The organism is Candidatus Thiodiazotropha endolucinida, assembly GCF_001715975.1.
Taxonomy (GTDB): domain Bacteria; phylum Pseudomonadota; class Gammaproteobacteria; order Chromatiales; family Chromatiaceae; genus Thiodiazotropha; species Thiodiazotropha endolucinida.
The window spans coordinates 41714-61722 of the sequence record NZ_MARB01000018.1 but is presented as its reverse complement, the minus strand read 5'-3'; the positions used below and the strand labels follow the sequence as shown (position 1 = coordinate 61722).

The 20009-nt window shown below is 53.0% G+C and carries 19 protein-coding genes; 16 read left to right on the top strand and 3 right to left on the bottom strand.

The genetic code is table 11. The features are described from left to right. Positions 1–37 precede the first annotated feature (37 nt). Complete coding sequence (locus CODIS_RS14840) at positions 38–691, bottom strand: hypothetical protein (protein WP_154723148.1); 654 nt, start codon at positions 689–691, stop codon at positions 38–40. Between the two features lie 191 nt (positions 692–882). On the opposite strand from CODIS_RS14840, the gene CODIS_RS14835 reads away from it, so the two are divergent. The 9 genes from CODIS_RS14835 (at position 883) to CODIS_RS14795 (ending at position 8907) form a co-directional block, all read left to right on the top strand. After that, positions 883–1254 (top strand): thioredoxin family protein, encoded by a 372-nt coding sequence (locus CODIS_RS14835; RefSeq protein WP_069126728.1) that lies wholly within the window; start codon positions 883–885, stop codon positions 1252–1254. Further along, positions 1254–1892: an MBL fold metallo-hydrolase gene (locus tag CODIS_RS14830; protein ID WP_069126727.1), complete on the top strand. Its 639-nt coding sequence runs from the start codon at positions 1254–1256 to the stop codon at positions 1890–1892. The genes CODIS_RS14835 and CODIS_RS14830 overlap by 1 nt, the downstream gene beginning before the upstream one ends. A gap of 279 nt (positions 1893–2171) precedes the next feature. Continuing rightward, complete coding sequence (locus CODIS_RS14825; protein ID WP_069126726.1) at positions 2172–4217, top strand: ribonucleoside triphosphate reductase; 2046 nt, start codon at positions 2172–2174, stop codon at positions 4215–4217. Further along, a complete protein-coding gene (gene nrdD / locus CODIS_RS14820; protein ID WP_069126725.1) occupies positions 4201–4392 on the top strand; it encodes an anaerobic ribonucleoside-triphosphate reductase in 192 nt (63 codons plus the stop codon). Before CODIS_RS14825 ends, nrdD begins: the two co-directional genes overlap by 17 nt. Before the next feature lie 2 nt (positions 4393–4394). Further along, positions 4395–5018 carry an anaerobic ribonucleoside-triphosphate reductase activating protein gene (locus CODIS_RS14815; RefSeq protein WP_069126724.1) on the top strand — a complete coding sequence of 208 codons (624 nt, stop codon included), beginning with the start codon at positions 4395–4397 and terminating at the stop codon, positions 5016–5018. Positions 5019–5210: 192 nt separating this feature from the next. Further along, the gene (locus CODIS_RS14810; protein WP_069126723.1) at positions 5211–5777 is read left to right on the top strand and encodes a NapC/NirT family cytochrome c; all 567 of its coding nucleotides are present in this window, start codon (positions 5211–5213) and stop codon (positions 5775–5777) included. Between the two features lie 79 nt (positions 5778–5856). Continuing rightward, a complete protein-coding gene (locus CODIS_RS14805) occupies positions 5857–6789 on the top strand; it encodes an ankyrin repeat domain-containing protein (protein WP_069126722.1) in 933 nt (310 codons plus the stop codon). A gap of 186 nt (positions 6790–6975) precedes the next feature. Continuing rightward, complete coding sequence (locus CODIS_RS14800) at positions 6976–7593, top strand: c-type cytochrome (RefSeq protein ID WP_069126721.1); 618 nt, start codon at positions 6976–6978, stop codon at positions 7591–7593. Between the two features lie 15 nt (positions 7594–7608). Further along, the gene (locus CODIS_RS14795; protein ID WP_069126720.1) at positions 7609–8907 is read left to right on the top strand and encodes an NAD(P)/FAD-dependent oxidoreductase; all 1299 of its coding nucleotides are present in this window, start codon (positions 7609–7611) and stop codon (positions 8905–8907) included. 85 nt (positions 8908–8992) lie between these two features. Here CODIS_RS14795 and CODIS_RS14790 read toward each other — a convergent pair whose 3' ends face one another. Beyond that, a complete protein-coding gene (locus CODIS_RS14790) occupies positions 8993–9769 on the bottom strand; it encodes a c-type cytochrome (protein WP_083220798.1) in 777 nt (258 codons plus the stop codon). A gap of 502 nt (positions 9770–10271) precedes the next feature. On the opposite strand from CODIS_RS14790, the gene CODIS_RS14785 reads away from it, so the two are divergent. Both CODIS_RS14785 and CODIS_RS14780 read left to right on the top strand, forming a co-directional pair. Next, positions 10272–10883, top strand: coding sequence for a c-type cytochrome (locus tag CODIS_RS14785; protein WP_069126718.1), 612 nt, complete (start codon positions 10272–10274; stop codon positions 10881–10883). 50 nt (positions 10884–10933) lie between these two features. Then, positions 10934–11443 carry a DUF302 domain-containing protein gene (locus CODIS_RS14780; protein WP_069126717.1) on the top strand — a complete coding sequence of 170 codons (510 nt, stop codon included), beginning with the start codon at positions 10934–10936 and terminating at the stop codon, positions 11441–11443. Positions 11444–11611: 168 nt separating this feature from the next. Here CODIS_RS14780 and CODIS_RS14775 read toward each other — a convergent pair whose 3' ends face one another. Then, the gene (locus tag CODIS_RS14775) at positions 11612–12064 is read right to left on the bottom strand and encodes a CBS domain-containing protein (protein WP_069126716.1); all 453 of its coding nucleotides are present in this window, start codon (positions 12062–12064) and stop codon (positions 11612–11614) included. 690 nt (positions 12065–12754) lie between these two features. Between CODIS_RS14775 and CODIS_RS14770 the strand changes: the two genes are divergently transcribed. The 5 genes from CODIS_RS14770 (at position 12755) to CODIS_RS14750 (ending at position 20009) form a co-directional block, all read left to right on the top strand. Then, positions 12755–15670, top strand: a complete 2916-nt coding sequence (locus tag CODIS_RS14770; RefSeq protein WP_320410407.1) for a ribonucleoside-diphosphate reductase subunit alpha — start codon at positions 12755–12757, stop codon at positions 15668–15670. Between the two features lie 26 nt (positions 15671–15696). After that, the gene (locus tag CODIS_RS14765) at positions 15697–16383 is read left to right on the top strand and encodes an ImmA/IrrE family metallo-endopeptidase (protein WP_069126715.1); all 687 of its coding nucleotides are present in this window, start codon (positions 15697–15699) and stop codon (positions 16381–16383) included. 17 nt (positions 16384–16400) lie between these two features. Next, positions 16401–17579 carry a ribonucleotide-diphosphate reductase subunit beta gene (locus CODIS_RS14760; RefSeq protein ID WP_305782118.1) on the top strand — a complete coding sequence of 393 codons (1179 nt, stop codon included), beginning with the start codon at positions 16401–16403 and terminating at the stop codon, positions 17577–17579. A gap of 346 nt (positions 17580–17925) precedes the next feature. Next, on the top strand, positions 17926–18168 hold the full coding sequence (locus tag CODIS_RS14755; RefSeq protein WP_069126714.1) for a hypothetical protein: 243 nt from the start codon (positions 17926–17928) through the stop codon (positions 18166–18168). Then, positions 18153–20009, top strand: a complete 1857-nt coding sequence (locus CODIS_RS14750) for an SIR2 family NAD-dependent protein deacylase (protein ID WP_235615240.1) — start codon at positions 18153–18155, stop codon at positions 20007–20009. Before CODIS_RS14755 ends, CODIS_RS14750 begins: the two co-directional genes overlap by 16 nt.

Below are 20009 nucleotides of genomic sequence, written 5' to 3'. Positions count from 1 at the left end.
ACAGCATCCCACCTGACAATCGAACAGTCGGCCAGGCTCACGAAAGGCGTCGGGCAACCTGCTGGTGCAGCTGATCGGCCTCCTTATACCAGCCCTCGATCTGTTCATTCTCCAAGCCATGGCTCGACAGCATCGATTTCACCTGCTCACAGTGCCACTGGGCCTGGTGGAGCTGGTTGCCTTTCAGTTTGCGGTTGGCTTCACGCATATGGTAGCCATAAAGGGTTTCCATCCGTCGGGTGTCGATCATCTCCAGCAGCTGCTCCCGCTCCTGATCGTTTATCCCCACCAGTAACCTGTCCTCCTTCAGCAGCCACTCGATTTCACCTGTCAGGCGTGAAAAGCGCTCTACTTTCTGTTCGCTCAAATCGCCTGTTACAGCACTCACCGCGGCCTGCTCTACGGCCTGCCGAGCCTGGGCTATCATTCCGTTGATACCCTTAAATCCGGCATGGATCCCTTTCACTGCTTGCAAACGGGCAACTATGTCCCGTCGTAAAAGTCGTTCCAGTTCAACCGGTATGGGCAGGCCAACCATGCGCTGAATAATTCCATCGATCTCTTCCACACGTTTCAGGATGCGTTGCACATGCTGCCGCCGCTCCTCCACGAAAGCATGATACCGGTGGGCAATACTTGCCAGTATCAGGGTGAGGATCAATAATCCTCCGACGGCGAAAATAATTGTCATCTGATCCATCCGCAGCCCCATGTTTAGTAGGATATAAGTCGTGTGGCCAGAAAACAGCAATCTGACAAGCTTTGACTCGTTATTGCACTGAAAGTAGGCTGTCATTGTATCCGGCCGACTCAGGAACTGTTAACAGTTCCTGAAAAAACATCTGGGAATCGGTATTAGCAGAGACGGGGTAAACACTCACTATGTCCTGGATAATGATCGTGTTACTGTTGGTTGCAAGTTTTCTCATACTTGTGCCGATGCTCAGCTATCTGTCGGCAAAACGCCTGGTTGGCAGAAAGATCGATAGCAAACTGAACGGCAACCGGATGCTCTATTTCTACAGTCAAAACTGCTCGCCCTGTCGTGCCATGACACCGATCGTCGATCGTTTGGCGGGGCAATACGAGGGTATCGTCAAAGTCGATGTCCGTGAGGATCCCGAGACGAGCAGGACCTTCAATATCAGGGCCACGCCAACACTGGTATTGATGAAAGACAATGTGGTCACGCAGGTCGCTCTGGGTGCGAAAACGGAATCACAAATGGAGACCATGCTGAAGAAGCTCGCCTGATGCACTATAAAATCATTCCCGTCACCCCTTTCCAACAGAACTGCACCCTGTTCTGGTGTGATAAGACCCGCAAGGCAGCCATCATCGATCCGGGTGGCGATACCCGGCTGATCGTGGATCAGCTCAACGCACTTGAGCTTGTGCCAGAGCGCATTCTGCTCACCCACGGTCATCTCGACCATGCCGGCGGCGCCGGCGAACTGGCCGGGATACTGAATCTGCCGATAATCGGGCCGCATCATGAAGATGCCTTCCTGCTGGATAATATGCAGCAACAAGCCGCCATGTTCGGATTTGGCGGCGGTGCAGCCTGTCAACCCGACCAATGGCTGGACCAGGGAGATGAAATCACCGTCGGGGATGAGCATCTGGAGGTCCATCACTGCCCTGGCCACACACCGGGACATGTGGTCTTCTTTCATCGCGCCTCGCAAACAGCCCAGGTCGGGGACGTGCTTTTCAATGGTTCCATCGGTCGTACCGATTTTCCCCGCGGAGACTACGCCACCCTCATCCACTCGATCCGTAATCGCCTCTGGCCGCTGGGTGACGCAGTGAGATTCATCCCCGGGCACGGCCCGGAATCCACCTTCGGCGAAGAGCGACGCAGCAATCCCTTTGTCTGCGACGGTTGCTAGGGACTGCTAACTCCAATCCAATCGACCCAGCTGATTGGATGGCTGCCAAGTCATGTCACCGCCTGCCGGGTTCCCCCACTTTGAACAGAACTTAGGGTAATTTATCAACACCCCATTCTAACCCCCTGAATCTTAAAACGGCTCTAATCTGATCAAGATTTTACAGGCAATTGACCTGTGTCAAGTATTTACCTTGAAAACACAATATATAGTGTTTTACTTCATATACACCGCTACATATAGTGCTTTAAAAATAAATCACCTGGAGGATCACAGATCATGCATGCCCACGCCTTGAAGAGAGAATCCTGGCTGCCCGCCAAGGTCACCAAGCGCGATGGCGCTGAGGTCGAATTCAATAGCGACAAGATACAAAACGCCATCCTCAAGGCGGGTGAAGCCAGCGGCGAATTCGGTGGTGACGAAGCCGGTTTACTGACCGCCCATGTCATCAAGGTGCTGAGCCATACAGGCTACCGCGAAATGATCCCTAGCATCGAACGTATCCAGGATATCGTCGAACAGGTACTGATAAGCGCCAACCACCTGAAGACAGCCCGTGCCTATATCGTCTATCGCGAACAACACAAAAAACTGAGGGAAGACCGCCGTACCCTGCTGGATGTCAGCGCCTCGGTCAGCGAATATCTGCAGCGCACCGACTGGCGGGTCTCCGCGAACGCGAACCAAGGCTACTCCCTGGGTGGATTGATACTCAACGCCTCCGGCAAGATGATCGCCAACTACTGGCTCAATCATGTCTATCCGCCTGAGATCGGTGAAGCCCACCGCACGGCTGATATACATATCCACGACCTCGACATGCTCGCCGGTTATTGCGCAGGCTGGTCTCTGCACACCCTGCTGCATGAAGGCTTGAACGGGGTGCCCGGCAAGGTGGAGTCAGCGCCTCCAAAGCACATGAGCAGCGCCGTCGGCCAGATCGTCAACTTTCTCGGTACTCTGCAGAATGAATGGGCCGGCGCACAGGCCTTCAGCTCATTCGACACCTACATGGCGCCCTTCGTGCGCAAAGACAACCTCAGCTATGAGCAGGTCTATCAGGCCATACAGGAGTTGATCTACAACCTCAATGTTCCCTCACGTTGGGGTACCCAGACCCCGTTTACCAATCTGACATTCGACTGGGTCTGTCCCGAAGACCTGCGCCACCAGGTGCCCATCATCGGCGGCCAGGAGATGCCCTTCTGCTACGGCGACCTGCAGCATGAGATGGACCTGATCAATCGCGCCTATATCGAGGTAATGACTGCCGGGGATGCGAAAGGCCGGGTCTTCACCTTTCCCATACCCACCTACAACATCACACCCGACTTCCCTTGGGAGAGTGAAAACGCCAGGCGGCTGTTCAGGATGACGGCAAAATACGGTCTGCCCTATTTCCAGAACTTCCTGAATTCCGAATTGAGTCCGAACATGGTGCGTTCCATGTGCTGTCGCCTGCAACTCGATTTGCGGGAATTGTTGAAGCGGGGCAACGGGCTCTTCGGCTCGGCGGAACAGACCGGTTCATTGGGTGTGGTAACCCTTAACTGTGCGCGCCTGGGCTATCTCTACGCCGGCGATGAGGCTGCCCTGATGGCAAGAGTGGATGAACTCCTGAAACTGGCCCGCAACAGTCTCGAGATCAAGCGCAAGGTGATACAGCGCCATATGGACGCCGGTCTCTTTCCCTATACAAAACGCTATCTGGGCACCTTGAGGAATCACTTCTCCACCCTCGGCGTCAACGGCATCAACGAGATGATCCGCAATTTCACCGGCGACCGGGAGAACATCACCACGGCCGAAGGCATAAAGTTCGCGCACCGCTTCCTCGACCATATACGGCAAACCATGGTGGCGTTTCAGGAGGAGACGGGCAATCTCTACAATCTGGAGGCGACACCGGCAGAGGGAACCACCTACCGCTTCGCCAAGGAGGACAGAAAACGCTATCCGGCCATTCTGCAGGCGGGGAGTGCAGAGAAACCCTACTACACCAACTCGTCCCAGCTCCCGGTGGGCTATACCGACGATCCCTTTGCTGCTTTGCAACATCAAGAACCGCTGCAGCAAAAATATACCGGCGGCACCGTGCTGCACCTCTATATGAATGAGCGGATCAGCAGCGACGAGGCGTGTGCGAAACTGGTCAGACGCGCCCTGCAGCGTTTCCGCATACCTTACTTGACCATCACCCCGACGTTCTCCATCTGCCCGCGACACGGCTACCTGAACGGAGAGCACGAATTCTGTCCCAAATGCGATCACGAACTCATACTGCGCAAACAACAGGAGATCAACCATGCATCACACCATTGAACTGAAAGACGAGGAACGCACCCGTTGCGAGATCTGGACACGGGTGATGGGCTACCACCGCCCCATCTCCGCATTCAATCCCGGCAAACAGTCGGAGCAGGCGGAGCGCCGCTACTTCGTCCAGGCCCAGCCCCATTTCCCCCTGGACGAAGAATCGGTAGACATCGACAGCTGATCATGCCGGACGAAGCGCTTCGGGTGGGGGGGTTGACCCCCATGACCACCATCGACTTTCCGGGGCATCTGGCGGCCGTGGTTTTCTGTCAGGGATGCCCTATGCGTTGCCACTATTGTCACAACCCGGAGCTACTGCCGCGACGAAACGACAATCAGCCATCCTGGAAAGAGATTCTCGAATTTCTCTCTGTCCGCATCGGTTTGCTGGATGGGGTCGTGTTCAGCGGCGGTGAACCGACGCTGCAGCGATCGATCGGACAGGCCGTCAGGGATATTAAATCGATGGGTTATCGGGTCGGCCTCCATACGGCGGGTATCTATCCCGAACGCTTCGAACAGCTGCTGCCGCTGATCGATTGGGTGGGGTTGGATATCAAGGCCCTGGCGGAAGATTATCCCGCACTGACCGGCGCGCGCCATTCCGGAGAGTCGGCCTGGCGCTCCGCCCGCCTGTTGGCCGCCAGCGGCGTGCCCCATGAGATAAGGACCACGCTTTTTCCCGCCATCGACAATTCCGGCTACCGAAACCGCCTCCGGGGGGAACTCATGGCACTGGGAGAGATCAATCATAAGTGGCAGACTTATCGGCATTTGCCGCAAGAACGCCCGGTCCAACAGCTCTAACTGAGCTAGATTAGTTCCTACTAATAATTTCACATGCAGTTGTTTACAGAGTATTTTTTGCATTGACATTCGACTTGACGTAACATCCCCCAGTCAAGAAAAATAACCCGGTCTTACAGGAAGTAGACGGGATAGCTACAAACGACACAAGGAATACAGAACGTTTTCCTTGCAGAATTTCGAGGGTGGAGTATGTTCAGACAGCATGCTGGCTACAGGTCCGCGGGTAAAATCTCTATCATCCTGGCGGGCATAATATTCGTTGGTGGTATCATCTTTTCCGGTCTGTTCAGTATGGGCCTCGCATTCACCAATGAAATGGATTTCTGTACCTCCTGTCACTCCATGAAGATCAACCTGGAAGAGTTCAAGGAGACTGTTCACTACAAGAATGCTTCCGGCGTGCAGGCCACTTGTGCGGACTGCCATGTACCCAAGCCCTTCATCCCCAAGATGATCGCAAAGGTGATGGCCGCAAAGGATGTCTATCACGAGATCATGGGCACCATCGACACCAAAGAAAAGTATGAGGCCCTCCGCTGGGATATGGCGACCAGGGTCTGGGAGAAGATGCGCGCTTCCGACTCCCGTGAGTGCCGCTCCTGCCATGAGTTTGCCAATATGGACCTGAGTGAGCAGGATCGCAGTGCCCGCAAACGCCACCCGAAGGCAATGGATGAGGGCAAGGCCTGTATCGATTGTCATAAAGGCGTCGCGCACGAGGAGCCGGACGAACCGGATGAGGACGATGAGTCCTAACCGCTCTTGAAGCGGGTTTGATATAATTCACTGGCTTTGCTCAATGAAATATGAAGTTAAGTCTCTTGACAGGAAAGCAATGAAATACACCAGACTGCTCCTTGCGACCATAGTGCTTCTTTTAATGTCGCCCCTGTATGGCGGCGACAAACAGGACGAGAAAGATCTACGCTTGGCCGCCAGCATCGGTGATGTCGACACCATATCCGCCCTGCTGGACAGAGGAATCCCGGTCGACACGGCAAACAAATTCGGTAAAACCGCGCTGATGATGGCTGTCGAGAACGACAATTTCGAGAGCGTGGTGGTGCTGCTGAACCGCGGTGCGGATGTGAACGCGCGGACTGTAGCCGGCTGTTCGGCTTTGACATTCGCCGCCGAGAACGGCCATCCCGCCCTGACGGCCATGCTGCTGGAACGGGGCGCCAATCTGCATGATCGCACACGCGCCGGCTGGGATTCGCTGATGATCGCATCGCGCTACGGCATCACGGACATGGTCGAACAGCTGCTGTTCAAGGGCGCCGATCCCAAGGCCTCGGACAAGCATGGTCACAACGCGTTGATGATGGCGGCGGAGAAAGGACATGCCGACACCGCCGCCATGCTCCTGAAGCATGGCGCAGAGATTGAAAGCCGGGATAAGAATGGCTCCACGGCATTGATACTTGCTGCCGACAGCGGCAACAACAGTGCGGTTACGGTGCTTATCGACCACTATGCCAATCTCGACGCCAAAGACAGTGACGGCGCTACCGCCCTGATCTGGTCTGTGGGACAGGATAGGCTCGAGGCCACACGCTTGCTGCTCGAGGCCGGCGCCGATGTCAATCTGGCGGATACGGACGGCATCACACCGCTGATGGAAGCCGCCCGTAAAGGTTCGGAGCCGATGGTTAAGCTGCTGCTTAAACACGGCGCAAACAAAATGAATAAAGACAATGAGGGCCATACTGCCCTGGACATCGCTAAAAAGAAAAAGCATGTCGAGGTTGCGGGCCTTCTAAAATAAAAAGGGCATTGCCCAGGTGGGGGAAGTATTTCCCAATATTTGCCTCTCTCGAGGCGTGGAGGATACCCATCTGAGTCTACTGCAACAGGAACAGTTCCAATCGCTGCTCCGGTTCATACGACAGGGCGCACTTTGCACCCTGATCTAAAATAATGTAAGCCTGTTTTTAATACCAAAGGAGGTAACATGGCGTACACAAAACTAAAGAGAGCCCTGATCGGCGCACTGGCAATCAGTGCTTCATCTGTGGCCTTCGCTGCTGACAAGCCCAAGACGATGACGGGCGCCAGTGCCAACATGCTGGCCGTTACCTGTGCCGGTTGCCATGGAACCAACGGCGCAAGCGCGGGCCCGGCAACCCCGAGCATCGGCGGTATCTCTGCCGTCTATTTCGAAGAAGTGATGCTGGGTTTCAAAGATGGTTCGGTTAAAAACACCATCATGGGACGTATCGCCAAGGGCTATTCCGATGATGAGATTAAGGCCATGGGTGAATTCTTCGCTAAACAGCCCTTTGTCCCCGCCAAGCAGGATTCCGATCCGAAGCTGGCCAAGAAAGGCGCCAAGCTGCACGATAAGTACTGCGAGAAGTGTCATGCCGAAGGCGGCACATCGGCAGAGGATGACTCCGGTATTCTGATGGGTCAGCTGATACCTTATCTTCAATACACCATGGCCGACTACAAGGCGGGCGATCGTGAGATGACGAAGAAGATGAAGAAGAAGGTCAATCAGATGATCAAGAAAGAGGGCGATGCCGGCTTCGAGGCGCTCTTCAACTACTACGCCCAGGGCACGCAATAAGGGGGAATGAGAGATATGAAGATTACTCGAAGAGGATTTGTTAAAGGCGCGGGTGCGGCTACAGCCATCGGCATGATGGGTACCCCCTATATCGCCTTGGGCGCTTCCAAGAAAGTGGTTGTTGTCGGCGGCGGTACCGGTGGTGCCACTGCCGCCAAATATCTGCGTATGGCCGATCCAACCATCGAAGTCACCCTGATCGAAGCCAACAAAAACTACTACACCTGCTACTTGTCCAACGAGGTATTAGGCGGCGACCGTAGTATCGACACCATCAAATTCGGCTATGAAGGACTTGGCAAACACGGCGTCAACATTGTCCACGATGTGGTCACCGCCATCGATGCCAGCGCCAAGACCGTCAAGACAGCCGGCGGAAAGAGCTTTCCTTACGATCGCTGTATCGTTGCTCCAGGTATCGACTTCAAGTGGGAAACCATCGATGGATACGATGCCAAGGTGGCTGAGGAGATTCCTCACGCCTGGAAAGCCGGCTCCCAGACCGTTACCCTGCGCAAGCAACTGGAAGCCATGAAGGATGGCGGCACTGTCGTTATCGCGCCTCCCGGCAACCCCTTCCGTTGTCCTCCGGGACCCTACGAACGCGCTTCTCAGATAGCCCACTATCTGAAGCAGCATAAGCCGAAGTCGAAGATCATCATCCTCGATCCGAAGCCTAAGTTCTCCAAAATGGGGCTCTTCACCCAGGGCTGGAAGGCACTCTACGGCTATGAGACCGACAACTCCATGATCGAGTGGCGCGGCAGTGCCCAGGGCTCGAACGACAATGCCGTGGTCAAGGTTGACGCCGGCTCTAAATCTGTCGTTACCGGTTTCGATGACACGATAAAAGCCGATGTTCTGAACGTCATCCCGAACCAGAAGGCGGGTAAGATCGCCTTTGCGGCCGGCCTGACCAACGACAGCGGCTGGTGCCCCATCAACCTGCATACCTTCGAATCCACCATTCACAAGGACATCCATGTGATCGGTGACGCCTCGATTGCCAAAGGTATGCCGAAATCCGGTTATGCCGCTAATTCCGAAGCGAAGGTCTGCGCCGCAAGCGTGGCAGCCCTGTTGAACGGTCAGGAGCCCGGCACACCGGCCTATGTCAACACCTGCTACTCCATCGTTGGCAAGGATTGGGGTATCTCCGTTGCGGCTGTCTATCAGCTGGCCGAGGACGGCTCCAAGATCACCAAGGTATCCGGTGGTCTGACGCCGACCGACGCAACACCGGAGATGCGTGCGCGCGAAGTCGCATACGCCCACAGCTGGTTTACCAATATCACCAATGATATCTTCATGTAAGCCGACTGCATGCCAAGGATCGGCATAATAAAAAAGCGGGGTTTAACCCCGCTTTTTTTATGCCCTGCCGTGCTCCGTAACGGACCTATTCAGGCCGCATGGGCCTGCCCGGCCGTTTATCGATGGCGTAACCGGCGCCGGAGTGCAAGTGCGCCGGCCTGGCAAAGTTGGGAAAATCCGGATTTCGCCACCCCTCTTTCGCAATCTTCTCCTTTGGCGGTCTGATGCGCGAAACATAATCGAGAACGGCTCGAATATCACGATGGGTAAAGTTGTGAATCTGCTTAACCATCTTTTTGTCGGCGTTACGACGGCGTTCTATCTTTATCCACTCGAACTGACGTAGCAAATAGCGATAGTGCTGTCCGTATATGGCGGGGATGTGATCCTCCAGATCACCCTCCCCCAACTCACCGTGACACTCGGTACAGTTGTCCTTATAGAGTTTTTCACCCCATTCAAGGTCATTCCCATGTCCCACACCGTTGTACGGCGACATCGGCAATTGTGAAATATAGGCCGCCACATCCGCGATATCCTGGGCCCCGCCAAGCAGGTTTGGGGAAGTGAACGGCAGCATGGTGGGATTGTCTCTGTTACGGGCACGAATATCAGCCAGCTGCTTGATCAGTACAGTCGGCAACTGGCCGGCCACCTGAGGATAGGCGCCACTCTCGAGGCCCCATCCCTCCGGAGTGTGACAAACGGAGCAGATTCGATATACCTTTTTTCCGTTCTCCAGGTTCGGGGTCAGTTCCATTGCCTGCTCATACTCACGCATAGCATCATCGGTTGGTTGTGCGACCACCTGCCCCGTAGCCAATACGCACAATAAGGAAGTTACCCAAATAGACTTTCTCATTGAAACTCCATAATGCAATTTATCGTCATCGTGCAGTGCGATCAGAAATAAATCACTCAATCGAGACTGCAAATCAAACTATACCTGTAATAAGGGTTGCCACTGGTAAGCTGGTTTTCACTGCTTCAGTATTTATTCTATGTAAGATGTAATATAGCCAGGGTATTGCCAGGACACAATAAATAAAGCACAGATCAACCTAATTCCATTGATTATTTTATGGTTGATAAAGAATAAGAATAATTGAAAGCGACATGCAGTTTTGTGAGAATCAGAAGCGATCATAATGATCGTGTTAATCGATCACCGGCCCATATAAAACCGGAATAATAATCCTGAAAAAGATCTCCAGCTAGGGGTGCCAAAAGAGCAATGATTTATTCACTGCCTCAATCCATAACGGACTGAGGCACACGGCTTCTGCGGCTCGCGGTTGGGTTTATATACCAATACATACCTTGTTTTTTAACGACCATCCTAATAAGTAAGGAGCCGCTTAACTATGAACAGGCTACTGATAACCCTCCTGTTATCCATCCCCATGTTTGCGCATGCAGTCGATCTTGATAATGGCAAGAAACAGGCACGCAGCTGCGCCCTGTGCCATGGTCACTACGGACAGGGAACGCCAGGGCCGGCCTCACCCAGACTTGCCGGCACGCCAGCCGGTTATATGATCAAACAGATCGAAGCCTACATCAAGGGAGAGAGGATCAATCCCCGCATGGTCGTCACCTCGTCCCTGCATTCGATCAGCGAAGAGGATGTGGATGACATCGCTGCCTACTATGAAAGTATCAATCTTGAGAAGATCAATCCCATCTTAAACAACATCCCGCTCTGGCCCGGTAATGTGGCACGGGGCGAAGAGCTCTATAATGGCGACTGCAAAAGCTGCCACCGCAAGAACGGTATGGGAAAATCACGCAAGGGGATCCCGGCATTGGCGCTGCAGTACCCGCGTTACCTCTTTCGGCAGATGAAGATGTTCCAGTGGGACAAGCGGGTACATGATGACGACCCTGAAGATGAAACCTTCGACGAATTGTCGGACCAGGATATAGAGGCATTGCTTGCCTATATTTCATCGATGGCGCCCAACAATAAGAAGTAAACGGACAATTTCACAATAAATCAATGAACCGAAACATTCGGGAGAATGCTATGAAATCGATACAAGCACTGGGACTCGCTTTGCTGCTGAGCCTATTCTTGACTGCCTCTGCCCTGGCTGGCGATCAACCTGAAATCAATATCACCGACATCAAACAGACAGTGGTGCAGATGAGCGTCAAGGACGGCGTCACCAGAGATGACGCGGTACAGGCGCTGATGTCCCGCGCAGTGGAGATCAACCTGAAATATGTCGCCAGACAGCAGGTATCCAAAGAGCTGGAGGCGCGCGGCCTTAAGACCCCCTATCTCGACATCTTCCAGTTCTGTAACCCGGAGGATGCGCGGAAGATGATCATTCACGATCCAATCTACGCCGCCTACATGCCCTGTCGTATCGCCATGGTGGAAGATAAGGACGGCCAGCTCTGGCTGATGATGTTGAATCTAGATATGCTGATCAACAGTGAATTGCTGCCGCCCGAGCTCACGGAGATCGCGATTCGCGTCAATCAGGCAATGCTCGATGTGATGGTTGCCGGCGCCACCGGCGAGTTCTGATCGGCCGCAAATGGCCGCTAATCACCGCAAATTTTCGCCGATGGTATTGTGAAACAGTTACACGTCCATTCTTGCGATAACAGGCCCTAGGCCAAAAAATTTGCGTTTATTCGCGGTGATTAGCATTCATTCGCGGCTGGTTTTCTTAGCGGATCACCCTTCCCGGTATCAACTGATACTCTCAGCCAGATTGGCCTGGAAGATCGCCTTGTGAATATCGCCCAGGCTGAGCATTCCCACCAACTGTCCGCCATCGGCAACCGGGATACGGCGGAACTTATGACGCGCCATGATCGTGGCGGCCCGCAGTATGTGCATATCCGGGCCGACCGTAATGACATTCGGCGTCATGAGATCAGACACCTGTAGATTCACCACATCCTTATATTGCAGCATCATGCTGTCGTAGTCGGGCGCCGACATTCCATCCATGACCTCCTCGAGGGTGGGAAACATGCGATGCAATACATCTTTCTCCGCAATGATGCCCAATAACTTACCGTCCTCTACCACTGGAAGGCCGCTGTAACGAAACAGGCACATCAGAGAGACCACCTCCAGAAGTTTGGTATCCGGAGTCACCGTTTTTGGTGTTCTTGTCATGATTTCGCTTACCAGCATTTACAAAACTCCTCGTCAGTTCGATTGTTTTAGGGCCTGTTGACACAAACCCAATGACCACTAGTTAAATATCGTTGTTTTACAGGCCGTTAACGATACGCATTCTGGATCTGGTTGCCAACCCCTTTCCTCTCCCGGTCCGGACCGGCAATGCGGATCGGTTTCTTACTCATCGGAATTGAGCGGATCCATCATTTGAAGGAATATAATTCCCAATGTGTCAAGGACTGTTTACACCCGGATAAATTATGCCGTTTTGTCCCGACCGGCATGTCATGGAGGACAATCATCGCCCAACACAATAAGCCGATGATTTTTTGGGAAAAGGTCATAACAATCCATAACTTATCCACAATTCACGCACAGAGAGAGCACCCTTTTCCACAGCTTCATACACAATATCTTGTGGTTGACATCAGCCAAATAGGATATATATTGTGTTTACTGTTTTAATAATCTGGCTTTTGATTCCACATCAGCGACCAGAGGATAAGGCCGGAGAAATAATCGGCCATAGAGAGAAAAACCGGCCTCGGGGTTAGATGCCCCCACAGCAAGAGGCCTGACGCAGACAGGGCATGCAACGACCCGCGCAAACCGGCCACCCTGTCCGCACGGCAAAGACAATAGTTTAACCACCTATAGACAATCGACAGCCAGGGCAGTCAGATCCGTAGACCCGGCGCAGTAATGGCTACGATGCGAACACATTCAGGAGAAGAGATGGCCACACAAGCAGCCAATAGCGACGCTTCCGTTTCAGTCACCCAGCCGACCATGATGCAGGAGCCTCAAACACACGCGCGCGCCAACACCACCAGCGGCATCCAGGTCATCCGCCGGAACGGCAAGGTTACTCACTTCGACCCCAGCAAGATCAGCGTTGCCATGACCAAGGCCTTCCTCGCCGTCGAGGGCGGCAGTGCGGCCGCCTCCAGCCGTGTCCACGATACCGTCCAGGCCCTCACCGACCAGGTGGTCGGCGCGCTGACCCGCCGCCTGCCCGACAACGCCACCGTGCACATCGAGGATATCCAGGACCAGGTGGAGCTGTCGCTGATGCGCTCCGGCGAACACAAGGCCGCCCGCGCCTATGTCCTCTATCGAGAACGCCAGACCCAAAAACGCCTGGAAGAGGAGGCCAAGCGCGCCGAGGTCGAAGGCATTCCTCAAGCGCATATCGTCAATGTCACCCTGGCCGACGGCTCCAGCCGCCCCCTCGACATCGAACGCATGCAGGCCCTGGTCAACGAGGCCTGCAACGGTCTGGACGAGGTGGATGCCGGCCGTATCCTGCAGGAGGCCTGCCGCAACCTGTTCGACGGGGTGAAAGAGAGCGATGTCTCCCAGACCCTGGTGATGAGCGCCCGCACCCTGATCGATCAGGAGCCCAACTACTCCCAGGTCGCCGCCCGCCTGCTGCTCGATATCCTGCGCCGGGAGGCCCTCGGCTTTCTCGGTCTCGACACCCCGGTCAACACCCAGGCGGAGATGGCCGACAGCTACTGCAGCTATTTCAAACGCTATATCCTGCAGGCCCAGGAGCTGGAACTGCTCGACGGCCGTCTCGGCCAGTACGACCTGGACCGGCTGATCGCCTCCATCAAGCCCGAACGGGACCTGCAGTTCACCTATCTCGGATTGCAGACCCTCTACGACCGCTATTTCATCCATAGCGAGGACGGCATTCGCTTCGAGCTGCCCCAGGCCTTCTTCATGCGCGTCGCCATGGGGCTGGCGATCAACGAGATCGACCGCGAGACACGGGCCATCGAGTTCTATGACCTGCTCTCCTCCTTCGACTTCATGAGCTCCACGCCGACCCTGTTCAACTCAGGCACCCTGCGCCCGCAGCTCTCCAGCTGCTATCTGACCACCGTGCCCGACGACCTGGACGGCATCTACAGCAGCATCAAGGACAACGCCCTACTCTCCAAGTTCGCCGGCGGCCTGGGCAACGACTGGACCCGGGTGCGCGGCCTCGGCGCCCACATCAAAGGGACCAACGGCAAGTCCCAGGGCGTGGTGCCCTTCCTCAAGGTGGCCAACGACACCGCTGTGGCGGTCAACCAGGGCGGCAAGCGCAAAGGCGCCGTCTGCGCCTACCTGGAGACCTGGCATATCGATATCGAGGAGTTCCTGGAACTGCGCAAGAACACCGGTGACGAACGCCGCCGCACCCACGACATGAACACCGCCAACTGGATCCCCGACCTCTTCATGCGGCGGGTCGCCGAAGAGGCCGACTGGACCCTCTTCTCGCCCAACGACACCCCGGATCTGCACGAGCTCACCGGCAAGGCCTTCGAAAAGGCCTATCTCGCCTATGAGGAGAAGGCGGCCAAGGGGCTGCTCGATGTGAGCAAAACCGTCAAGGCGATGGACCTGTGGCGCAAGATGCTCGGCCTGCTGTTCGAGACCGGCCATCCCTGGATCACCTTCAAGGATCCCTGCAACCTGCGTTACAGCAACCAGCACATGGGCATGGTGCACAGCTCCAATCTCTGCACCGAGATCACCCTGCATACCAACGACCAGGAGATCGCGGTCTGCAACCTGGGCTCGGTCAATCTCACCGCCCATGTGGATGAGAACGGTCTCGACCTGAAGAAGCTGGAGAAGACGGTGAGCACCGCGATGCGCATGCTCGACAACGTCATCGACTACAACTACTACAGCGTGCCCCAAGCGCGTAACTCCAATCTGCGCCACCGCCCGGTGGGCCTCGGCATCATGGGCTTCCAGGACGCCCTCTACAAACAGCGTCTGGCCTACACCTCGGAAGAGGCCCTGACGTTCGCCGACCGCTCCATGGAGGCGGTAAGCTACTACGCCATCCAGGCCTCCTCCGACCTGGCTGCCGAGCGCGGCCGCTACTCCACCTACGAAGGCTCGCTGTGGAGCCAGGGCGTCCTGCCCATCGACTCCCTCAAGCTGCTGAAGGCGGAACGGGGCGACTACCTGCAGGTGGACGAGAGCCAGAGCCTCGACTGGGACACCCTGCGGGAGAAGATCCGCATCCAGGGGATGCGCAACTCCAACACCATGGCGATCGCCCCCACCGCGACCATCTCCAACATCTGCGGCGTCAGCCAGTCCATCGAGCCGACCTACCAGAACCTGTTCGTCAAATCGAACCTCTCCGGTGAGTTCACCGTGGTCAACCCCTACATGGTGCACGACCTGAAGAAGCTGGATCTGTGGGACGAGGTGATGATCAACGACCTGAAATACTACGACGGCTCCCTGCAGCCCATCGACCGTATTCCGGCGGAACTCAAGGCGGTCTACGCGACCGCCTTCGAAATCGACGCCCGCTGGCTGGTGGAGGCCGGTTCCCGGCGCCAGAAATGGATCGACCAGGGGCAATCCCTCAACCTCTACATGGCCGAGCCCTCCGGCAAGAAGCTGGACAACCTCTACAAGCTGGCCTGGGTGCGCGGCCTCAAGACCACCTACTACCTGCGCTCCATGGGCGCCACCGGTGCGGAGAAGACCTCGATCAAGCAGGAGGACAGCGGTAGTGGTGTCGACTTGATCGGCGCCGGCGGCGAAGCGCCCCAGGCCTGCTCCATCCTCGATCCGGACTGCGAGGCGTGCCAGTGAAACCTTATATTGTGAAGTAATATTTTATGAACTGGAAAGATCGAATTGAAATTCAAGCTAGAGAGATCCTAATTGAAATTTGGGATAACAAACATGTCCTTTGGCCAGGAAAAAATGTTCACCCTCTGTATATGGTCGATCCAAAAGTTGCTGCACATGTTCTTGGCATTGACTTTCAAACTTGGCCTGAACTCCCTTTGCTTAATACACAAAGAAATTCAAATGTAGCGGGCCTCATAGATAGACATGCGAAAAAAATAGCTATTTCAACTCGTTTTCCAATTTACACTCAACGTTTCACTGGCGGACATGAGATTGCACATTGGACGTTACATGAAGATGAAATCATGCATAGAGATAGACCTATAGACGGTCTTTCTTCGAGTACATACAAAAAACCTTGGAAAGAAAAACAAGCTGACTATTTTTCTGCCTGTTTTCTGATGCCTCGTAGACTTGTAATTGAACAATTTGAGAAGACTTTTCAAACAAAACACCCAATTGTTATTGATGACAATGTTGCATTCTGGCTTTGCCCTGATGATCACTATTCTTTGTTAGATGCCGCTACTAACTCGCTAGCATGTGAGCTTGCCATCGCTAATGCTACATCCTATGCAGGAAGGCATATCAAATCTCTTGCTGAGCAATTCAAAGTTTCTGGTCTATCAATGGCAATCCGATTACAAGAACTTGGACTTGTGAAGTACTAACTTCCTTGAAACAAACAATGATTAATGAGGAATTGAAGATGCTGAACTGGGACGATCCACTCGCGAAGCCGGCGCCCATCGAATCGACGCCGGCCCCTGCGAACACCGAGACCCAACCGGCCCATCCCCATGTGGTGGAAGAGGCGGCCCGCGCCATGCAGGCGGAAGAGCAGGCCGAGGCGATGGCCTCCATGGAACCGGTTAACCCGGACGACAAGCGGGTCATCAACGGCATGACCGACATCAACCAGCTGGCGCCCTTCAAGTATCCCTGGGCCTGGGAGTACTTCCTCAACGCCAACAAGAACCACTGGACCCCACTGGACATCAACATGGCCCAGGACGTCCACGACTACCAGCACAAGCTGACCCTGGAGGAGCGCCACGTCTACGAGAACGTGCTCTCCTACCTCACCACCTCCGACATCCTGGCGATGCGCAATATCGGCCTGGCGGTGATGGAGAAGATGTCGGCACCCGAACTGCAGATCTACCAGGCGCGCCAGGTCTACGAGGAGTCGCTCCACACCTGGACCTACCAACACTGTATCGAGACCATCGGCCTCGACCAGGGCGAGATCTACAACCGCTACCGGGTGGTGCCGGAGATCAACAAAAAGATCCAGATCACCAACCGCCGCCTCGCCTCCATCCTGCGCGCCGACATCGACCTGCGCGACCCGGACGAGCTACAGAACTTCGTCATGGCCTACATCTTCTTCGCCGCCATCTTCGAAGGCTGCTGGTTCTACAACGGCTTCAGCCCCATCTTCGCCCTGCAGCGCCGCGGCCTGATGAAAGGCACCGCCGAACAGCTGCAATACATCATGCGCGACGAAGTGCTGCACGCTTCATTTGGTATCCGGGTGGTCAAGCAGATCATCCAGGAAGAGAACATCACCCTGGACAAACAGGTACTTCGCGAGATGTGGGACGAATCGGAAGCGGCCGAGATCGGCTATGCGAGTTACATCCTGCGTGATCCTATTCTCGGTTACTCCCAGGAGGACCATGTGGGGCAGTTCCGGTTTATCGCCAATCGGCGTGCCCGGCAGCTTGGGATTGATGAGCCATTTCCCGGGGCTGAGGCCACCCTACCCTGGTTGGATGAGCAGGCGCATTTGCGGAAGGAGAAGAACTTTTTTGAGACGCGGGTTACAGAGTATCAGACGGGTGGGGCATTGAAGTGGGACTGAGCTGAAAAGTTGTAACGCAGGGATTCACCATAAATTGGATGTTTACAGGTTAAAACTAGACTCATAATGACCATTCTTAGATTTGTTCGATAATCTTATAGATATTTTTGGATTTGCCATGGAAGGCATAACTCACTGCATTCAGCTACTTTTAGATCTCCTGCCTTAATTGCCATTCTCTGACCGTATAAGTCTCGTTGGTGTATTGCACTTCATTCTTCGTGCAAACATGCTAACTGAAAGGACATAGCTGCTGCTTTGCGACCAATGCGGACGTTAAGGACTGAATTATCAGACTTCAGGTTACGACCCAAAGCGGACGTTGTAAAAGAAATCAGAGTAGAAAATGAAGCTGCTACTAAAATGGAAAACCAAAATAGGAATTTTCTTTATCGCCCAATCATTGGATGGGAGATTTCATCCAGTTTTTGATGATGAAGATTTGGGTAGCTATGTCAGCATAGTCCATGCAGTCGAAGACCTAGCAAATGATGCTACTTTTTCGGTCCTTCATCCTGAGACATCAGAATTAGTTGATACTTCCGATCTAGGAATCCCTGAAGACCCAAATGAATGGAAGCAGGTTTAATGGATGCTTTTGAATATGTAGTAGATAAAATATTAAACAAGTGCTGCGTACCTGTTGCTGGAGCAGGTATATCAGTATCAAGCACACACTCTGATGGCGGCGAAAGATTTCATACAGTTGACTGGATGGTGGATAAGCTTAAACGTAAGTTACTAAGTAAACGTTATAACCGATATGATAAAAACCTACATGGTTCAATCTGTAACAATGATTATGTAGATGAGCTGAAAGCACTAGATCCATTAGTTGATGAAAATAACTTAATCAAATCCAAATGTTTCTTTTGTGATGTCAGGGAAGCTGCCAAAGACTATAAACTTGGGGAATTATCTGAACTTTATCTTTGGGAGTTTCGTGAAAGTAATGATGCATACCAAGATTTAGTAAAATTACTACAGATTGCCAAATATAAAGACCTGCAGCCAACAAAAGCACACATCGCTATTGCAAAGCTTGCACGAGAAGGGTTGCTTAGTGAAGTTCTTACAACTAACTATGACTGTAATTTTGAAAAAGCGTATGAAGAAATATCTGGTGGGGAACATTTTGATAAGATTTCAAGCTTAGATGATTATAGAAAAAAAGGTGCCAAGAATGGAGTCATTAATCGCCTGAGAGTTTATAAGGTAAATGGTTGTTCGGAAAAGCTAGGAGATGGAAGTGATCCCCAAAAATGTGAATCTATTTTGTTAACCGAACGCCAACTACAGAAGTGGAGAAATCGGCAATGGGCTTCTGATATATTTCGCGATCGGCTGCGTAGTAAATCCCTTATTTTTACCGGCTTTGGAAGCAACGAGCCACAGGTTCATCACACAGTACAGACCGTTTTAGACGAATATACAGATGAACTTGGAGACAACTTCAAGCCTGTTCTGGAAACGCCTGCAGCACCAATAGTAGCCATATTTGAGTCTCAGCCTAGTTTTCACCAACAACAAATTGTAAAAACATACGCTCTTCATCATAAACAAGACCCTCAGGATGGTGATCAACTCATTATCCGTCACCCTGAGACAGGCAATAATCTCTCAGCAAATGACCTCTGGGAGGATATTTATGAGCGTGTCATAAGATCTGTGATTCTAAAAGCGCTTAGATTAAGCCAATTGTCAACAAACGCCAGCTTTACAGCTATAGTGCCATTTGCATCCACAATTATGCATCAAGTTATTTCATCAATAGATAAAGCTGAAGGTGATGATCAGAAACATTTCACTAAAGCCCCGGACTGGTTAAATTCTTTTACTTCCATCTGTGGGAATGATGCTGTTGATGGGAAGCATTTTAGCGCTCTAGTTGGTTGTCTTTCAGTATTGAATGCCAAAGAGACCGGACTTTATGACCCAGTAGAAGAAAACAAGGCGCTGATGTCAGAGCTTCTGCTGCTCTTGTATCTTTTAAAGGGTGTTCTTGCAGATGCTATTGATGTAACTAATGGTAAAGGGGTAGCGCTTATTTTTAAAACAACTGAAAAAGGGTCTTCTACTAACAAAGTACTTTATCTTAATGCTGATCCAGCAGTTGCAAGGGGTGGGAATAATGTTGGCGTTCCAAGCGGAAATAACTATCTTACTATCACTTTGGGGCAGGCAGGTGCACATATTCGACCGGATCTCAGAAGAGATAGAGCCATTAATAAATGCAAAAAAACTATCACGCCTAAGACCATTGTTACTCTCGGGTGGAAACACATATTTTATCAGACTCCTTATGAAGGAAATATGGAAAGCGTGGCTGATACAATACTGGACGCGATCGACTCCCCTACAAATTACTACTATGCAAATCAGCCCAGCATAAAACGGCGGCCTTATTTAAAGCCTGAAAAGGACAACTAA

Coding starts and splice junctions, on each gene's coding strand:
- CODIS_RS14785 (WP_069126718.1), top strand. CDS start 10,272: ATGAACAGGCTACTGATAACCCTCCTGTTATCCATCCCCATGTTTGCG.
- CODIS_RS14815 (WP_069126724.1), top strand. CDS start 4,395: ATGCCGGACGAAGCGCTTCGGGTGGGGGGGTTGACCCCCATGACCACC.
- CODIS_RS14760 (WP_305782118.1), top strand. CDS start 16,401: ATGATTAATGAGGAATTGAAGATGCTGAACTGGGACGATCCACTCGCG.
- CODIS_RS14770 (WP_320410407.1), top strand. CDS start 12,755: ATGGCTACGATGCGAACACATTCAGGAGAAGAGATGGCCACACAAGCA.
- CODIS_RS14830 (WP_069126727.1), top strand. CDS start 1,254: ATGCACTATAAAATCATTCCCGTCACCCCTTTCCAACAGAACTGCACC.
- CODIS_RS14750 (WP_235615240.1), top strand. CDS start 18,153: ATGGAAGCAGGTTTAATGGATGCTTTTGAATATGTAGTAGATAAAATA.
- CODIS_RS14795 (WP_069126720.1), top strand. CDS start 7,609: ATGAAGATTACTCGAAGAGGATTTGTTAAAGGCGCGGGTGCGGCTACA.
- CODIS_RS14765 (WP_069126715.1), top strand. CDS start 15,697: ATGAACTGGAAAGATCGAATTGAAATTCAAGCTAGAGAGATCCTAATT.
- CODIS_RS14800 (WP_069126721.1), top strand. CDS start 6,976: ATGGCGTACACAAAACTAAAGAGAGCCCTGATCGGCGCACTGGCAATC.
- CODIS_RS14805 (WP_069126722.1), top strand. CDS start 5,857: ATGAAATACACCAGACTGCTCCTTGCGACCATAGTGCTTCTTTTAATG.
- CODIS_RS14840 (WP_154723148.1), bottom strand. CDS start 691: ATGACAATTATTTTCGCCGTCGGAGGATTATTGATCCTCACCCTGATA.
- CODIS_RS14825 (WP_069126726.1), top strand. CDS start 2,172: ATGCATGCCCACGCCTTGAAGAGAGAATCCTGGCTGCCCGCCAAGGTC.
- CODIS_RS14755 (WP_069126714.1), top strand. CDS start 17,926: ATGAAGCTGCTACTAAAATGGAAAACCAAAATAGGAATTTTCTTTATC.
- CODIS_RS14780 (WP_069126717.1), top strand. CDS start 10,934: ATGAAATCGATACAAGCACTGGGACTCGCTTTGCTGCTGAGCCTATTC.
- CODIS_RS14835 (WP_069126728.1), top strand. CDS start 883: ATGTCCTGGATAATGATCGTGTTACTGTTGGTTGCAAGTTTTCTCATA.
- CODIS_RS14775 (WP_069126716.1), bottom strand. CDS start 12,064: ATGCTGGTAAGCGAAATCATGACAAGAACACCAAAAACGGTGACTCCG.
- CODIS_RS14790 (WP_083220798.1), bottom strand. CDS start 9,769: ATGAGAAAGTCTATTTGGGTAACTTCCTTATTGTGCGTATTGGCTACG.
- CODIS_RS14810 (WP_069126723.1), top strand. CDS start 5,211: ATGTTCAGACAGCATGCTGGCTACAGGTCCGCGGGTAAAATCTCTATC.
- nrdD (WP_069126725.1), top strand. CDS start 4,201: ATGCATCACACCATTGAACTGAAAGACGAGGAACGCACCCGTTGCGAG.